This is a genomic window from Bacillus sp. YKCMOAS1 (assembly GCF_030268125.1).
GTDB lineage: Bacteria > Bacillota > Bacilli > Bacillales > Bacillaceae > Bacillus > Bacillus safensis.
Genome location: NZ_BSEI01000001.1, coordinates 673112 through 686959, shown reverse-complemented (window position 1 = coordinate 686959; position 13848 = coordinate 673112). Strand labels below are relative to the sequence as shown.

14 protein-coding genes are annotated in these 13848 nt (G+C 41.7%); 10 read left to right on the top strand and 4 right to left on the bottom strand.

The window, feature by feature from the left end:
• Positions 1-7 precede the first annotated feature (7 nt).
• The 5 genes from QSJ46_RS03545 (at position 8) to QSJ46_RS03525 (ending at position 6490) form a co-directional block, all read left to right on the top strand.
• On the top strand, positions 8-1465 hold the full coding sequence (locus QSJ46_RS03545; protein WP_269773694.1) for a glycoside hydrolase family 32 protein: 1458 nt from the start codon (positions 8-10) through the stop codon (positions 1463-1465).
• Positions 1466-2197: 732 nt separating this feature from the next.
• A complete protein-coding gene (locus QSJ46_RS03540; protein ID WP_047203649.1) occupies positions 2198-3286 on the top strand; it encodes an amidohydrolase family protein in 1089 nt (362 codons plus the stop codon).
• A gap of 163 nt (positions 3287-3449) precedes the next feature.
• Positions 3450-4790 carry an MFS transporter gene (locus QSJ46_RS03535; RefSeq protein WP_212039580.1) on the top strand — a complete coding sequence of 447 codons (1341 nt, stop codon included), beginning with the start codon at positions 3450-3452 and terminating at the stop codon, positions 4788-4790.
• Between the two features lie 217 nt (positions 4791-5007).
• Positions 5008-5262, top strand: a complete 255-nt coding sequence (locus QSJ46_RS03530) for a hypothetical protein (protein WP_041087697.1) — start codon at positions 5008-5010, stop codon at positions 5260-5262.
• A gap of 154 nt (positions 5263-5416) precedes the next feature.
• Entirely contained in the window at positions 5417-6490 is a 1074-nt protein-coding gene (locus QSJ46_RS03525) for a chitobiase/beta-hexosaminidase C-terminal domain-containing protein (protein WP_212039581.1), read from the top strand.
• Positions 6491-6535: 45 nt separating this feature from the next.
• Here the strand turns inward: QSJ46_RS03525 and QSJ46_RS03520 are convergent, their stop codons facing one another.
• Both QSJ46_RS03520 and QSJ46_RS03515 read right to left on the bottom strand, forming a co-directional pair.
• Positions 6536-7345: a bifunctional hydroxymethylpyrimidine kinase/phosphomethylpyrimidine kinase gene (locus QSJ46_RS03520; protein ID WP_285604285.1), complete on the bottom strand. Its 810-nt coding sequence runs from the start codon at positions 7343-7345 to the stop codon at positions 6536-6538.
• 125 nt (positions 7346-7470) lie between these two features.
• Positions 7471-7785 carry a YflT domain-containing protein gene (locus tag QSJ46_RS03515; RefSeq protein WP_107163156.1) on the bottom strand — a complete coding sequence of 105 codons (315 nt, stop codon included), beginning with the start codon at positions 7783-7785 and terminating at the stop codon, positions 7471-7473.
• 128 nt (positions 7786-7913) lie between these two features.
• On the opposite strand from QSJ46_RS03515, the gene QSJ46_RS03510 reads away from it, so the two are divergent.
• Positions 7914-8741: a glycosyltransferase family 2 protein gene (locus QSJ46_RS03510; RefSeq protein ID WP_047203645.1), complete on the top strand. Its 828-nt coding sequence runs from the start codon at positions 7914-7916 to the stop codon at positions 8739-8741.
• Positions 8738-9418, top strand: coding sequence for a uracil-DNA glycosylase (locus QSJ46_RS03505; protein ID WP_039182328.1), 681 nt, complete (start codon positions 8738-8740; stop codon positions 9416-9418). The genes QSJ46_RS03510 and QSJ46_RS03505 overlap by 4 nt, the downstream gene beginning before the upstream one ends.
• A gap of 33 nt (positions 9419-9451) precedes the next feature.
• On the opposite strand, the gene QSJ46_RS03500 is transcribed toward QSJ46_RS03505, so the two are convergent.
• Complete coding sequence (locus QSJ46_RS03500) at positions 9452-10810, bottom strand: aldehyde dehydrogenase (RefSeq protein ID WP_224929791.1); 1359 nt, start codon at positions 10808-10810, stop codon at positions 9452-9454.
• A 169-nt stretch (positions 10811-10979) separates the two neighbouring features.
• Here QSJ46_RS03500 and QSJ46_RS03495 point away from each other — a divergent pair, with 169 nt between their 5' ends.
• The 3 genes from QSJ46_RS03495 (at position 10980) to QSJ46_RS03485 (ending at position 13095) form a co-directional block, all read left to right on the top strand.
• A complete protein-coding gene (locus tag QSJ46_RS03495) occupies positions 10980-11312 on the top strand; it encodes a YwdI family protein (RefSeq protein WP_047203643.1) in 333 nt (110 codons plus the stop codon).
• Between the two features lie 33 nt (positions 11313-11345).
• Positions 11346-12653 (top strand): purine/pyrimidine permease, encoded by a 1308-nt coding sequence (locus QSJ46_RS03490; protein WP_107162888.1) that lies wholly within the window; start codon positions 11346-11348, stop codon positions 12651-12653.
• 70 nt (positions 12654-12723) lie between these two features.
• A complete protein-coding gene (locus QSJ46_RS03485; RefSeq protein ID WP_025093833.1) occupies positions 12724-13095 on the top strand; it encodes a DUF423 domain-containing protein in 372 nt (123 codons plus the stop codon).
• Between the two features lie 41 nt (positions 13096-13136).
• Here the strand turns inward: QSJ46_RS03485 and QSJ46_RS03480 are convergent, their stop codons facing one another.
• A complete protein-coding gene (locus tag QSJ46_RS03480) occupies positions 13137-13754 on the bottom strand; it encodes a cupin domain-containing protein (RefSeq protein ID WP_039182316.1) in 618 nt (205 codons plus the stop codon).
• Between the last annotated feature and the right edge of the window lie 94 nt (positions 13755-13848).

Below are 13848 nucleotides of genomic sequence, written 5' to 3'. Positions count from 1 at the left end.
CACAGTCATGACAACAACTGACGCAGCACTTCGTCAAAAGATAGCAGAACGTATTCGAAACTATGAGCATTTGGTTAAAAAGGATGTGTACCGGCAGCAATTTCATTTAATGCCGCCAGTCGGTCTTTTAAATGATCCGAATGGGCTGATTCAGTGGAAAGGAATTTATCATGTTTTTTATCAGTGGCAGCCATTTAAAACGGGACATGGTGCAAAATTCTGGGGTCATTACACATCGACAGATCTAGTGAATTGGCATCACGAAGAAGCCGCTCTTGCCCCAAGTGATTGGTTTGATCAAAACGGCTGTTATTCTGGCAGTGCATTTATAGACGATGGGCAGATGCATGTGATGTACACTGGAAACGTTCGGGATGAACAAGGGAACCGTGAGACGTATCAATGTTTAGCTGTTTCAGAGGATGGCATTCACTTTCAGAAAAAAGGTGTCGTGGCAACGCTGCCGGAAGGTTTCACTGCCCATTTTAGAGATCCAAAGGTATGGAAGAGGAATGGTCAGTGGTACATGGTTCTTGGTGCACAAAGTTTAGACCTGAAAGGACACCTTGTTTTGTTTACCTCTGATACGTTAGAGAAGTGGACGTTTCAAGGCACGATTGCAGGCAGTGGAAAGAATGGTTTAGACAATTTCGGCTATATGTGGGAATGTCCAGACCTGTTTGAGTTAGACGGCCGAGATGTATTGATTGTATCACCGCAAGGGCTCAAGCCGGATGGTTTAAAATATCACAATACCCATCAATCAGGTTATTTTGTTGGGAGATTGGATGATCATACTTATCAATATACGCATGGAGCGTTTGAGGAGCTGGATCGAGGCTTTGACTTCTACGCGCAGCAAACCTTTTTAGACGAATCAGGCAGACGTCTTTTAATCGGGTGGATGGGGGTGCCTGATCAAGGAGAAGAGCATCATCCGACGATTTCTTATCAATGGATACACTGCCTCACGATCCCGAGAGAGCTCCGTTTAGATGATGACGGACATCTCATTCAAAAACCAGTAAGTGAACTTCAATCCATGCGGACCAATGAACAAGAGCATGTTTTTCATATTAAACGTTCTGTTCATTCTATCCCTGTAGATGATATTACGAGCGCAGAGGTATTCATTGATCAAATTGACACACAGAAAGGGTTTGAATGCTGTATCCGTGCAGCTGCACGGATCATCTATGATAAAGAGAAAGGGAAGCTGACATTAGAGCGGGATCGATTTGAAGATCGATCAAAGGAAGTTCGTGAAGCAGTCATAGAGGAATTACACGACCTTCATATCTTTATTGATGCATCGTCGATTGAGATTTTTGTAAATGGTGGCCGAGAAGTTTTTACTGCACGTTACTTTCCTTCCCCGGGAAATAAATCAATATCCATCAGTGGAAGAAATGAAACAAAGCTGACATTGAAGACATGGCATTTACAAAAAGAAGCAGGTCGTTGATCCGAACCCTACATGTGATCATTAATATGATGTGAAATTAAAAGTAACCAAAAACAGCACGTCATATAAAAAAAGGAGATTCAGAGCCGTCTGCACGATTGATAGAAAGGTGCAAGTAAATACATTTCTCTATCAGATAAGCGAGGTGCGGGAAATTGGGTACCCCAATACCGCATCCTCATCTTATTCCACTGATCATAAGTGGAATTTTTATTTTCATTGTTTTTTGCTTTTGGACCAATGGTAATCACAACGTCTACATATCCCTCGCCATCAATTCCATTATATTTTCCGGAAAACGATCATTTCCCATTTGCTTCACTGTTCGTTTTACTTTATCTGCTGTTCTTTATAAAAAAGGTTTACTTTATTAAGTATGAGTGATAACATACATTTAAATTATTGGTAATAAATATTACTTTTATATAAAAAATAGTAATTTTTATTACGTAAGATAAATCATAAAAATTTTTTTGAGGTGCGTGATAATCCTTTGGGGATAGGGGTTGAGTCATTCATTTTATTTTTTGAAAGCGCTATCTTTTTTGGTTTGTGTTTGGAAATGAACCACTTAGTTGATTGTTTCCACTATCCAAAAAGAAGAGGAGTGTATGTTGGTCAGTGATTTAGCACAGTGGTTGGATGTTATCAAGGCATGTAAAGAGAATGCTATTGTTAACAATTAAATAAACGAATCTATTATATCAATATGAAGTTAAGGGGTGTATTTGCATGGGAGTATGGAATTTTAAAGGCGGTTCTATTTGGTCAGAAAAGGGATTCATTCCAAATAAGTCTACAAGAATAACAGTTACTCATGAGGATGATAGGGAGATTCATTTATCTGAATCTAGCGTAATTGTACCAGGACTAGTCGATTTTCATTGTCATTTATGGGCACCTGGAGCGGAGATTGGTGTGAAAGATAAACAATATCTCTCCTCAGGAGTAACGACAGTTGGGGACGCAGGTACTTTTGGCTATGACGGATGGGAGGAAGCAAATCGTTATTGGGAAAAGAGCCCATTAACAGTTCGTTCTTGGTTATCAGCCTTACCAGAAGGGCTAACCAATCATCCCAACCCTAACCCAACCAAGCCAGAAAGTATTTCGTTGGATCGAATTGTTGAAGTTGCATCTTTAGCTGATGATCGTTTATTAGGAATTAAGATTCGCTTAGGTCAGGTGGACATAACGACTGACCGGTCTTTATTACGCTTAGCAAGAGAAGCAGCCGATCGAACTGATTTACGAATGATGGTTCATTTAACTGAAACTAAACTAGATATTGAAGAGGTAACACAATATTTTAATAAAGGGGACATTCTCACTCATCCATTTCAAGGAAGGGATGGAAACGTGTTAAATACTGCCGGGAAGGTAAAAAAAGAATTTCTAGCTGCAGTAGAAAGAGGGATAGTATTAGATATCGGTCACGGTAGAAAACACTTTAATTGGAATGTTTTTTATAAATGCTTAGCTGAGGGAATTAAACCAGATACTATCAGTTCAGATTTAACAAGCGCGTCATGGAGAAAATACCCTGTTTATAACATGAGCTATATCATTTCTAAAATGATTGTAGGTGGACTGTCTCTAGATGAAGCTTTTAGAACCGTTCTGGTAACAGCTCCTAAATTGTTAGGAATTGACGATTTTACTTTTACTCCAAATAACCTTGTGGTTCTGGATTCTACTTCTACTGAGACTGCTTTTCCTGATGTAGATGGAGAAACCGTGTTAGGTAACATTAATTATCAACCGAAACACTTAATATTTAACGGTATACCAGATATTGAGAGCGTTTCTAGTTGGAAATAAACATTTTTGACAGATATATTTCATTTTGTTCGCTGTCTTGAGGAAACAACAGAAGGGTAAATGGAGATACTCTTAGACATCTTACAGAACCGTAAGAGTATCTCTTTATTTTTTAGATAAATGTAAGCGTTATCAAAATTTCTTTTTAAAAGGAGGAATTTGATTGGAAAATTCTCAATTGAATTTCGAAAAGAAGACGATTCGAAAAGTGACACGAAGAATTATCCCGTTACTATTTTTACTCTATATTATTTCTTATCTAGACAGGGCAAATGTGGGATATGCTGCATTGGAAATGAATGAAGCACTAGGACTCACAAGTAAAATGTTTGGTCTTGTGACAGGTATTTTTTTTATTGGTTATTTTCTCTTTGAAGTACCAAGTAATATTCTAATGCAAAAATTTGGGGCAAGAGTTTGGATTACTAGGATACTCTTTACTTGGGGAATTATTTCTATGGCAACTGGGTTTGCTCAGAATGCTACCCAGCTTTATATCATTAGATTCCTTCTTGGAATAGCAGAGGCAGGTCTATTTCCAGGTATTATTCTATACCTTACTTATTGGTTCCGAGCTAAAGAAAGAGCAAGTACAATTGCGATGTTTATGACAGCAATCGCCGTTTCTTATATTATAGGAGCTCCCGTTTCTACTTTAATTATTGATCATATTCATTGGATGAATGTGCCTGGATGGCGTTGGATGTTTATTATCGAAGGCGCCCCTGCTGTTATTTTAGGGTTTGTTACATATTTCTACTTAACAGACCGGCCAGAACAAGCAAAGTGGCTAACAGCCGAAGAAAAAAATTGGTTGATTTCAGAATTAAGAAAGGACGAGGAGCTACGAGAAAAGAAAGGCCAACAAACAACTAGTCATAAGACGGCCTTGACTGATCCTAAACTGTGGTACCTCGCCTTAATTTACTTTGTATATACTGCAGGTACACTGGGTGTTGGATATTGGATGCCCCAAATTATTAAAGGATTATCTAGCTATTTATCAAACACCCAGATCGGCTTCATTGCTACAATCCCTTATATTATTGCTTCAATCGTCATGAACTACTGGTCAAGACGCTCAGATCGCACAGGTGAAAGACGTATGCACACAGCTTTACCATTACTCGTAGCTGGTTTAACGTTACTCAGTGTAGGAATGGTATCCAATCCATTTATTGCAATGATTTTCATCACCATTTCATTGGCAGCCATGTATTGTTTTAAAGGTCCTTTTTGGTCATTACCCACTATGATATTGAGTCCAGCCACAGTAGCTGTTGGAATTGCAGTCATTAATTCAATTGGAAGTCTAGGAGGTTTTGTTGGCCCTTATGCAGTTGGATGGCTAAAAGATGCTACAGGAAAAATGCAAGCCGGTTTGATTTTCTTAAGTATTATTTTAATAATAGCTTTCATATTGGTATTAGCTATGAAATTTGAGCAAAAAAGAACTGCCTTCAAGAGTCAGAAGGAAATAGGGGAAATCCGGCTTGAAAAATAATTTATCTACAATCTGAGCAGATCAATGATCTGCTTTTTTCTAGTGAAATCAGCCTGTATCTTAAAGCCTATACCATGTATATACAAGGTTGGCCTAAAGCGGTTTGATGACGTTTTACATATATGATAACAGGTGGAATTATGGTATCATTTTAAAATATATACAGCTGAGGCTGACGTTTATCCAAATGCGGTAGGACAAAAAAGGGGTTGTTTACTTGAATTCAAAACAGCAGCCGACGACTAGAAAACGCTTGGAGACAATGGCAGATCATGTTGAAGATAAACGTGAAGAATATAAAGAATTGCTCATTCAAGTTCAATCTATTCTCGGTGAACCTTCTTTAGAGCAGGAAGAAGTGAAAGAGAAGCTGACAGATACGTATAAACAAATGAAAGAATATGCTTTATTTGTTGAATCCATCGAAGCCTTTATTCGAAAAATGGCGAAAGAGTCCGATCAGCAAAAATAGGCATTCATGTATGGATAAAAGAGTGTACTCGGTTGCGGGTATGCTTTTTTGTTTCGGTCAGATTATTCAGAAATTTGAATGAAAGCGTTGACATTCTTATTGTCATGATAAATAATAAATAAAAATTCATCTGAGCATGTACAGGAGGAACGATATGAACCATACAACCAAGAAATGCCTGATCACCTTTATGATTGTCTTATTTTCTATGAGTTTTCTTTTTCCTTCCATTTCTTCTGCCCGAAATCATACGTCGTATGCTGCATCAACTGCTTCAGTCCCGTCTGGTCAATATTATCGTTCACAAGAGGTAGCTCTGCATTCTCACGTTCAAAAAGCTTCTCTTTATTACACAACAGATGGCAGCCAGCCGACAACTCAAAGTCAGTTGTACAAAAAGCCCATTCATATCGAAACAGATACGACTTTAAAAGTAAGCGTTTACAATAAAAGTCACCGCCTTTCCACGTCTACATACAATTATCGGTTTGTCACACGAGAGGACATTGCATCATCTTTTTTATCTTTCGAATACAAAGGAATGCCTTATCGGCTGTATATTCCAAAAAATCGTAAGAGGGGTAAAGCCTATCCTCTCGTCCTGTTCTTACATGGAGGAGGTGAGAGGGGAACAGACAATCAAAAGCAGTTACTTGCGAATGATGGTGCAGTTTTATGGGCTTCCCCTGAAGTCCAAAAGAAACATCCTTCGTACGTATTAGCCCCTCAGGCGCGAAATGCTGTGGATGGAGGCTTTGCATTAACAAGAAATTTGCAAAATGAAATCGATCTGACAAACGTGTTTCAATTTTCACCGGATTTACACAAAGCTTATGATGTCCTTCAGCATGTGTTAACTTCTTATCAGATTGATCAGAAAAGGATTTATGCGACGGGTTTATCACAAGGTGGATTTGGCACGTACCAGTTGAATATCACATATCCTCGTTTGTTTGCAGCGATGATTCCTATTGCTGGGGGTGCAGATCCAAGCAAGGCAGGAATATTAGCACACAAGCCAATATGGGCATTTCATGCAGAAGATGATTCCATTATCCCTATCGGCTATGCGAGAAATACAATTCAAGCTATTCAAAAAGCAGGCGGCCAGCCGCTTTATACGGAGTACGCAAGCAAGTATGGATATGACCATGCATCATGGACGCCTGCTTATGAGACGCCTGGCTTAACCGATTGGCTGTTTGCACAGAGAAGAAGCTTTCGATAAACAAAAAACCGATTCACCTAAACGGCGAATCGGCTTTTTTTTGTTTTATTTGTCAAAACGATGAGCAGAATGCTTTGTTGGTCCGATGTATTCGTTTAGCTGGAAAGAGCCTTTGATGGCAGCAGTGATGAATTCTTTTGCTGCATAAATGGCTTCTTTCACGTCTGATCCATTCGCTAGTTCAGCTGTAACTGCTGCTGAGAATGTGCAGCCTGCGCCGTGTGTGTATTCTGTGTCGATTTTATCTGTTTCAAGGCGTTCGAAGGTTTGTCCATCATAAAGCAAATCGATGGCTTTGTCTTCGCTTAGCTTACCGCCTCCAGTGATGACCACATATTTTGCACCAAGTTCGTGAATGCGTTTTGCTGCTTCTTCCATTTGTTCAATCGTTTTGATCTCGCCGATTCCGCTTAATTGACCTGCTTCGAAAAGGTTAGGTGTAATAACGGTTGCCAGTGGCGTGAGCTTTTCGCGCAATGCTTCCGCGTGCTCTGGGTAAAGGACTTCGTTCGCACCCTTACAAACCATAACAGGATCAATGACGACATTTTTTAGGTCGTATGTTTTGATGGTTTCAGCTGCAAGCTCGATCACGTCGACGGTTGGGAGCATACCCGTTTTCAGTGCATTTACACCAATGCCTTCAACAATGGTAGAGAGCTGCGCGCGAATCGTCGCCGTATCAATTGGAAACACCTGATGATCCCAATGATTATGAGGGTCCATTGCAACGACAACGGTTAAAGCTGTCATCCCGTAGACGTTTTTTTCTTGAAACGTTTTTAAATCTGCTTGGATACCTGCACCGCCGCTTGAATCCGAACCTGCGATGGTGAGTGCTTTATTCATAGACATAGTTGCTGAACCTCCAATGTGATGTGTAACAGTTATTGTTCTATCCCTTATTATAATCAGCTTTTCCATTTATCACAATGAAACGGCATAAAAAAGCGTTCCTCTCTTCGGAACGCCTCTCTTTCTTACCTTTTACAAATCACCAATTTCCCTTTTTTCAGTTCGTCTAAAAGGGTTAAAGCTAACTCTTGATCGGCGCCAGCTGACATCATTTTGGCCATCAGTTCATCATCCCGGGTACGAATGACATTGGCGACTTGATCCAAAATCCCTTGATCGACCGCAGTCATGCTTTTGGCGTCTGTATACTCTGTTACGGTATCAGAGCGTTCTGGGTCGTACGCAAAAACAAATACAGCGTCCTTTGTTGAACCCGATGAATGAATGTGGTCGATGGCCTGTTTCGCTTCTTTACTATTCTCAGCCGTGATATATTCCATTATCATCACTCCTTTTCATCAAAAATTCCCATTTTCTCATCAAATCAAACCGCCTTTTATATCATGAGAAGAAAGTCAATTTATGTTTTAATGGAAAAAGACGAATCTATTAAAGGAGTAAGCTGCATATGAAGATTTCCTTATTAATTGTGACACATAACCGGCTCAGCGCATTGTGTGAGCTGCTTGAATCCATTTCAAGACAAACCGTACAGCCTTTTGAAATTGTCGTCGTCAATGATGCAGGAGAGCGAGTCGACAGCATTCAGGAACTTTACCCTGAGCTTCCGATCCGCTTGATTCATTTAGATGAGAATGTCCAGCATGTGAATGCCAGAAATGTGGGGATCCGGGAGCTGACAGGCGACGTCATCATGCTGAGTGACGACGATGATTACTTCACACCTTGTCATATCGAACGCATGAGCAAGGCGTTGGAAGATGCCGATTTTGTTTTTTCTGATGCAGAAATTGTGTCGTTTGAAGAAAAAGGCGCGACCCGCTTTCCACTGTCGAGACGTTTGTTTGCTTATACAGCGGACATTGAGGATATGCGTGTCTTTTCTACATATGTTCCTTCTGGCAGTATGTACAAACGCTCTATACACGATGAGATTGGCTATTTTGATCCAGCGATGCATCATTATTGGGACTGGGACTTCTTTTTGCGTGTATCACAGCATGCCCGAGTCAAACGAGTACCAGCTGCCAGCGTGATCTATGCGTTTTTTGACGGCGGTGGAAATCAGTCTAGTGATCTTGGTGAAACAAGGAAGAACTACCTAGATGATTTAAGTGAAAAGCATGATTTAGGCGACCTGCCAACAGCTAACTTTGCTATATTATTAGAAGAACCAGCGATGAAAAAGCGAGAATCAGAGAGTGAGATTGTGTGGGATGGAAAACCGATGATCTCCAGACTAGCGCAGCAAGTAGAAGGAGGAAAACCACAATGAAGCCATTTTTAAATGATAGCTGGTGGGCTGTGATGAAAAGTGAATTTGAACAGCCATATTATCAGGAATTACGTGAATGGATGAAGGAAGAATATCGCACGCAGACCGTTTTTCCAAAACCAGATGACGTGTATCGTGCCCTTCATTTGACGTCATATGAAAAGGTCAAAGTGGTGATTTTAGGACAAGACCCTTATCATGGCCCAGGGCAGGCACATGGATTAAGCTTTTCTGTTCAGCCAGGTGTCAAACACCCGCCATCTTTGAGAAATATTTTTCAAGAGCTAAAGGATGATCTTGGCTGTCCTGTTCCAAACCACGGCTCACTTGTCAGCTGGGCAGAGCAGGGTGTGCTACTCTTAAACACTGTACTGACTGTGAGAAAGGGCGAGGCGAATTCGCATAAAGGAAAAGGCTGGGAACGTGTGACAGACCGCGTGATTGATGTGCTGAATGAACGTGATCAGCCCGTCGTTTTTGTGTTATGGGGCAGACATGCTCAAAACAAGAAAGAACGCATTGATCAAAACAAGCATTACATCATTGAGTCACCTCATCCAAGTCCTTTTTCTGCAAGAAACGGCTTTTTTGGCAGTCGTCCGTTTTCAAAGGTAAACACGTATTTAAAGCAAATGGGATTCGAAGAAATCAATTGGTGTATCAAGGATATTGAATGAAAATAGGACGAGGGGAGAGCCCCTTCGTCCTGTTTATTTTAAAAATTTGCGGACCAAGTCGAGTCCGTTTTTCGCATTTGGGTAACGGAAGGAAAAATCGAAGCGGTTCGTTTGGCGCAGGACGCTTTTTTCATGCGTAAAAGTAAAGAAGCTTTCCTTCCCGTGATATCGTCCCATGCCGCTTTCGCCGACGCCTCCGAATGGCAGGTAAGGTGTAGCGACATGCATAAGCGTGTCATTGATACATCCTCCGCCAAATGAGAGGTTCTCTAGAATATAGGATTCTGTTTCTTTATTTGTTGTAAATAAGTAAAGCGCAAGCGGCTTTGGCCTTGCTTCGATCATATGCGCTACCTCATGCAGAGAATCAAAGGTCATGACAGGCAGGATCGGCCCGAAAATTTCCTCCTGCATGACGGGATCCTCCCAGGTGATGTCGTCTAAAATGGTCGGAGCGATTTTAAGCTCGTGTTCATTGCGCTGTCCACCTGTGACGATCGTTCCATTTGAGAGAAATTGTGTGAGCCTGTCAAAATGACGCTGACTGACATTTTTGCCAAAGTGCGGATGCGTTTCGGGATGTTCACCATAAAAGTCACGGATACAGGCCGTCATTTCTCGCAGAAGTTCCTCTTTGATGGATTCATGAACGAGCAAATAGTCTGGTGCAATGCAAGTTTGCCCTGCATTGGTGAATTTTCCAAAGGTGATCCGCTTCGCTGCTAGCTTGATGTCGGCATCAGGCATGACGATGCAGGGGCTTTTTCCGCCAAGCTCAAGTGTGACAGGGGTCAAATGCTTTGCGGCGGCTTCCATGACGACTTTGCCGACTGCCACACTTCCAGTAAAGAAGATATAATCAAAGGGCAGCTTCAACAGTTCTGTACTAACATCGACACCGCCCTCTACAACAGCCGCATGGTCTTCTTGAAATACACGTTTGATGATAGTGCTGATCACTTGTGAGACTGCCGGGGTCAGCTCAGACGGTTTTAAAATCACGGCATTTCCCGCAGAAATCGCGCCGACTAATGGAGAAAGGGCCAATTGGAAAGGATAGTTCCAAGGAGCAATGATGAGCACACTTCCATAGGGCTCCTTGATGATCATGCTTTTCGATCCGATATGAGTCAGCGGTGTTTTCACGCGTGTTGGCTTCGCCCATTTGTGAAGGTGCTTGATGGTATGATTGATTTCTTCATACACCATTCCGATCTCTGTTGTATAGGCTTCCTGTTCGGATTTATGTAAATCATGGGCTAAGGCCTGTAAAATATCCTTCTCATGCTGTTTGATTGCTGCTTTTAAGTCTTGAAGAATGCGGATGCGTTCTTTAACTGCCGGCTTCTGAAAGACTTTTTGTTTCTGAAATAGAGCGGTGAGCTTGTTCATGATTTAATCCTTTCATAGACGATTTTGTTTCTTTTATTATGTGTGAATGAAGATGAGGGGTCAAATTAGAGAGGCTGAGCGCACTGCTTTGAAAAAATGAACCCATTTGGTTTGTTCATTTGGTAAAATAATGTTGAAAAGAGATTTTTTTAGATTGGAGGGTCTACCCTTGAATATTCATATATCAAGCCTGCTTCAAAAAATGGAGGAAGCGGTTCAAAAAGCAAAACAAAGTGGAAATGATGAAGAGGTGAAACGTCAAGTGGCAGCGATTTCTTCACTATGTGATGTCATTCTCGACGCACCATCACAGGCGCAAATGCCGCAGTCGCCAGTCATCTCACCACCTCCATCGATACATACACCATCAGCGCCATCTGTGTCTACAGATCAAGCCATGCTGGAGAAACTCATGGGCACAAGTGGCGCGAAGAAATTTCAGCAAAATGATGAGGGTCAAAAAGAGAAGGACGGGAACGGCGACTCTATTTTTGATTTTTAATGGTCTTGTCACGACAAAGGGAAGGTGATCGGTTTGAAACTATTTTTGGGCGCCATTCAGTGGATGGCATTTTTTATCGCAGCTTCTATTGCCGTACCAATTGCGATTGCACAAGCATTTGAATTGAATCAAGTACAATCGGCAGAGCTGATTCAAAGTACTTTCTTTTCACTTGGTCTTGTGGCGATGGTGCAGTGTTTATGCGGCCATATGCTGCCGATTAATGAAAGTCCAGCAGGGCTTTGGTGGGGTGTGTATACCCTTTATGCCGGCATGACAGGAACAATCTTTGCGACGTATCCTGAAACTTTGCAAGCATTACAAGGGGCTTTAATTATTAGTGCTATTTTCTTTTTTATTTTTAGTCTATTTAAAATCATCAATTGGCTCGCGTCTTTATTTACGCCAGTCGTCACAGGCATTTACCTGCTGCTGCTTGTTGTGCAGCTAAGTCAGCCAATCATGAAAGGGCTGATGGGGATCGGCTATCGAGGAAATCAAGTAGATGGGCTTGTCTTTTGCTTATCGATCTTGATTATTATCCTCACCTTCATGATCAGCCGCTCAAAATGGCATTACTTGAGGCAGTTTTCTGTGTTATTCGCACTTGCAGGCGGATGGCTGTTATTCGCTCTACTCGGATTGGCGAAGCCAGTTCGAATTCCAGAGCAAATCATCGAGTTTCCGAAGCTGTTTCCATTCGGTATGCCGGTCTTTGACAGCGGATTGCTTGTCACGTCCTTTTTTATAACGATTTTACTCATTGTGAACATGCTGGCAAGTATTCGAATTGTGGAAAGCTCAGTGAAGGCATTTGGTGAACTGCGTGAGCGGAAGAGAGCACGCCCTGCTGGTTTTGTCGCAGCATTTGGTCATTTACTAAGCGGGCTGATCGGTGCGATTGCGCCTGTACCTATTTCGGGGGCAGCAGGATTTATCCAGACAACCAAAATTCCTTCTAGAAAGCCTTTTTTCATAGGAAGTCTGCTTATTGTTCTCATTAGTTTGTTTCCGCTGCTCATGAGCTTTTTCTCTGCATTGCCATCACCTGTGGGGCTTGCTGTAAACTTTGTGGTCTTCTCTTCCATGATTGGGATTGCGATGTCGGAGTTTGATCAATATGAGAAAGAAGAAATCCCGCGGATTCGCTTTGTTCTTGGGATTGCCGTTTTAGCAGGAGTAGGGGCGATGTTTGTGCCTCAGGGGGCTTTGAAAGGAATGCATCCTGTGCTCATTTCATTATTAAGCAACGGTCTTGTTCTAGGCACGCTCATTGCGATTGTTGTCGATCAGGTCTTGTTACGAAAGAAAAAGAAATCCGACAATCTCGTGTCAACGTAAAGGGAAAGTTGAATGTCGCCCTTCACCCGCGCTATGATAAACATAATTGACGAGATAAGGAGAATGACGAATGAAACTATTTTTCATTTTAGGTGCCATTAACGCCATGCTTGCTGTAGGCCTTGGAGCCTTCGGTGCGCACGGTCTAGAAGGGAAAATCCCTGAAAAATATATAGAAATATGGAATAAAGGTGTTCAATATCAGATGTTCCATGCCATTGGCTTATTTGTTGTCGCTTTTCTTGCAGATAAGCTGTCAGGTGTCTCCTTGGTTCCTGCCGCTGGCTGGGTGATGCTTGCAGGCATCCTTTTCTTCTCAGGAAGCCTTTATGTGCTGGCATTGACTCAGGTGAAGATTCTAGGTGCCATTACCCCAATTGGCGGAGTAGCATTTATCGCCTCTTGGATCATGCTGGTAATTGCAGCAGCAAAAAATTTATAAGGTAAAAAACCGATGCTCTTATAGGGGCATCGGTTTTTTTCTTAACTCCAGTAAGGAGTATAATTGGGTGGTGCTTGATAATAAGGGACGTAGTGAGAAGGAGGGACAGGGTGCGTTTGAGACTCCTCTTCCCGGTGGCAAAATGGTCCGATAAACACGCTGGGTTTCACAGGCTTTGTCGCCTGCTTCCACTGTGTTTCGTTCATGCAATAAGTATGGGCCATGATGTGAGAAGGGGTGAGGGTAAGAAGGTCTGAGCCTAGGATCACTTCAGGTGTAGATGCGTTAAAAATGGCTAACAAATGAGTTCTGTCTTGGAGAGCGACTTCATAGTGCCACCAGCCTTGAGGCACGTTTGCCACCTGTCCAGGTGTAATGGTATAGGTGTGCAGTTTTTTTGTAAATGGATTCAGCATCGATACGGCAGCAGAACCGGCTATACAATAAACAAGCTCTGCGGCATTTTGATGATAATGAGGCTCTACGACTTTGCTTTTACTCAAATATATATCCAGCAGGGACACTTGATCCAATGAGTTTAATTGTTTTTTTCCTAACACATTAATCAGGTTATGCTGATCGTATTTCACAAGGGGGCTTTGATTCAGATCGTATGAAAATTTCACATTTGGTGATGTATAATCCAGTTCAACAGTCATTGATGTCACCTCTAGGCTTTTGATAAAAACTACTAGGCATCTTATGAGCCGCGCCCCAGCGGTGTGACAAAAACCTAGACAAAAGAAAAAAGCA

Coding starts and splice junctions, on each gene's coding strand:
- QSJ46_RS03545 (WP_269773694.1), top strand. CDS start 8: ATGACAACAACTGACGCAGCACTTCGTCAAAAGATAGCAGAACGTATT.
- QSJ46_RS03540 (WP_047203649.1), top strand. CDS start 2,198: ATGGGAGTATGGAATTTTAAAGGCGGTTCTATTTGGTCAGAAAAGGGA.
- QSJ46_RS03525 (WP_212039581.1), top strand. CDS start 5,417: ATGAACCATACAACCAAGAAATGCCTGATCACCTTTATGATTGTCTTA.
- QSJ46_RS03520 (WP_285604285.1), bottom strand. CDS start 7,345: ATGTCTATGAATAAAGCACTCACCATCGCAGGTTCGGATTCAAGCGGC.
- QSJ46_RS03515 (WP_107163156.1), bottom strand. CDS start 7,785: ATGGAATATATCACGGCTGAGAATAGTAAAGAAGCGAAACAGGCCATC.
- QSJ46_RS03510 (WP_047203645.1), top strand. CDS start 7,914: ATGAAGATTTCCTTATTAATTGTGACACATAACCGGCTCAGCGCATTG.
- QSJ46_RS03505 (WP_039182328.1), top strand. CDS start 8,738: ATGAAGCCATTTTTAAATGATAGCTGGTGGGCTGTGATGAAAAGTGAA.
- QSJ46_RS03500 (WP_224929791.1), bottom strand. CDS start 10,810: ATGAACAAGCTCACCGCTCTATTTCAGAAACAAAAAGTCTTTCAGAAG.
- QSJ46_RS03485 (WP_025093833.1), top strand. CDS start 12,724: ATGAAACTATTTTTCATTTTAGGTGCCATTAACGCCATGCTTGCTGTA.
- QSJ46_RS03480 (WP_039182316.1), bottom strand. CDS start 13,754: ATGACTGTTGAACTGGATTATACATCACCAAATGTGAAATTTTCATAC.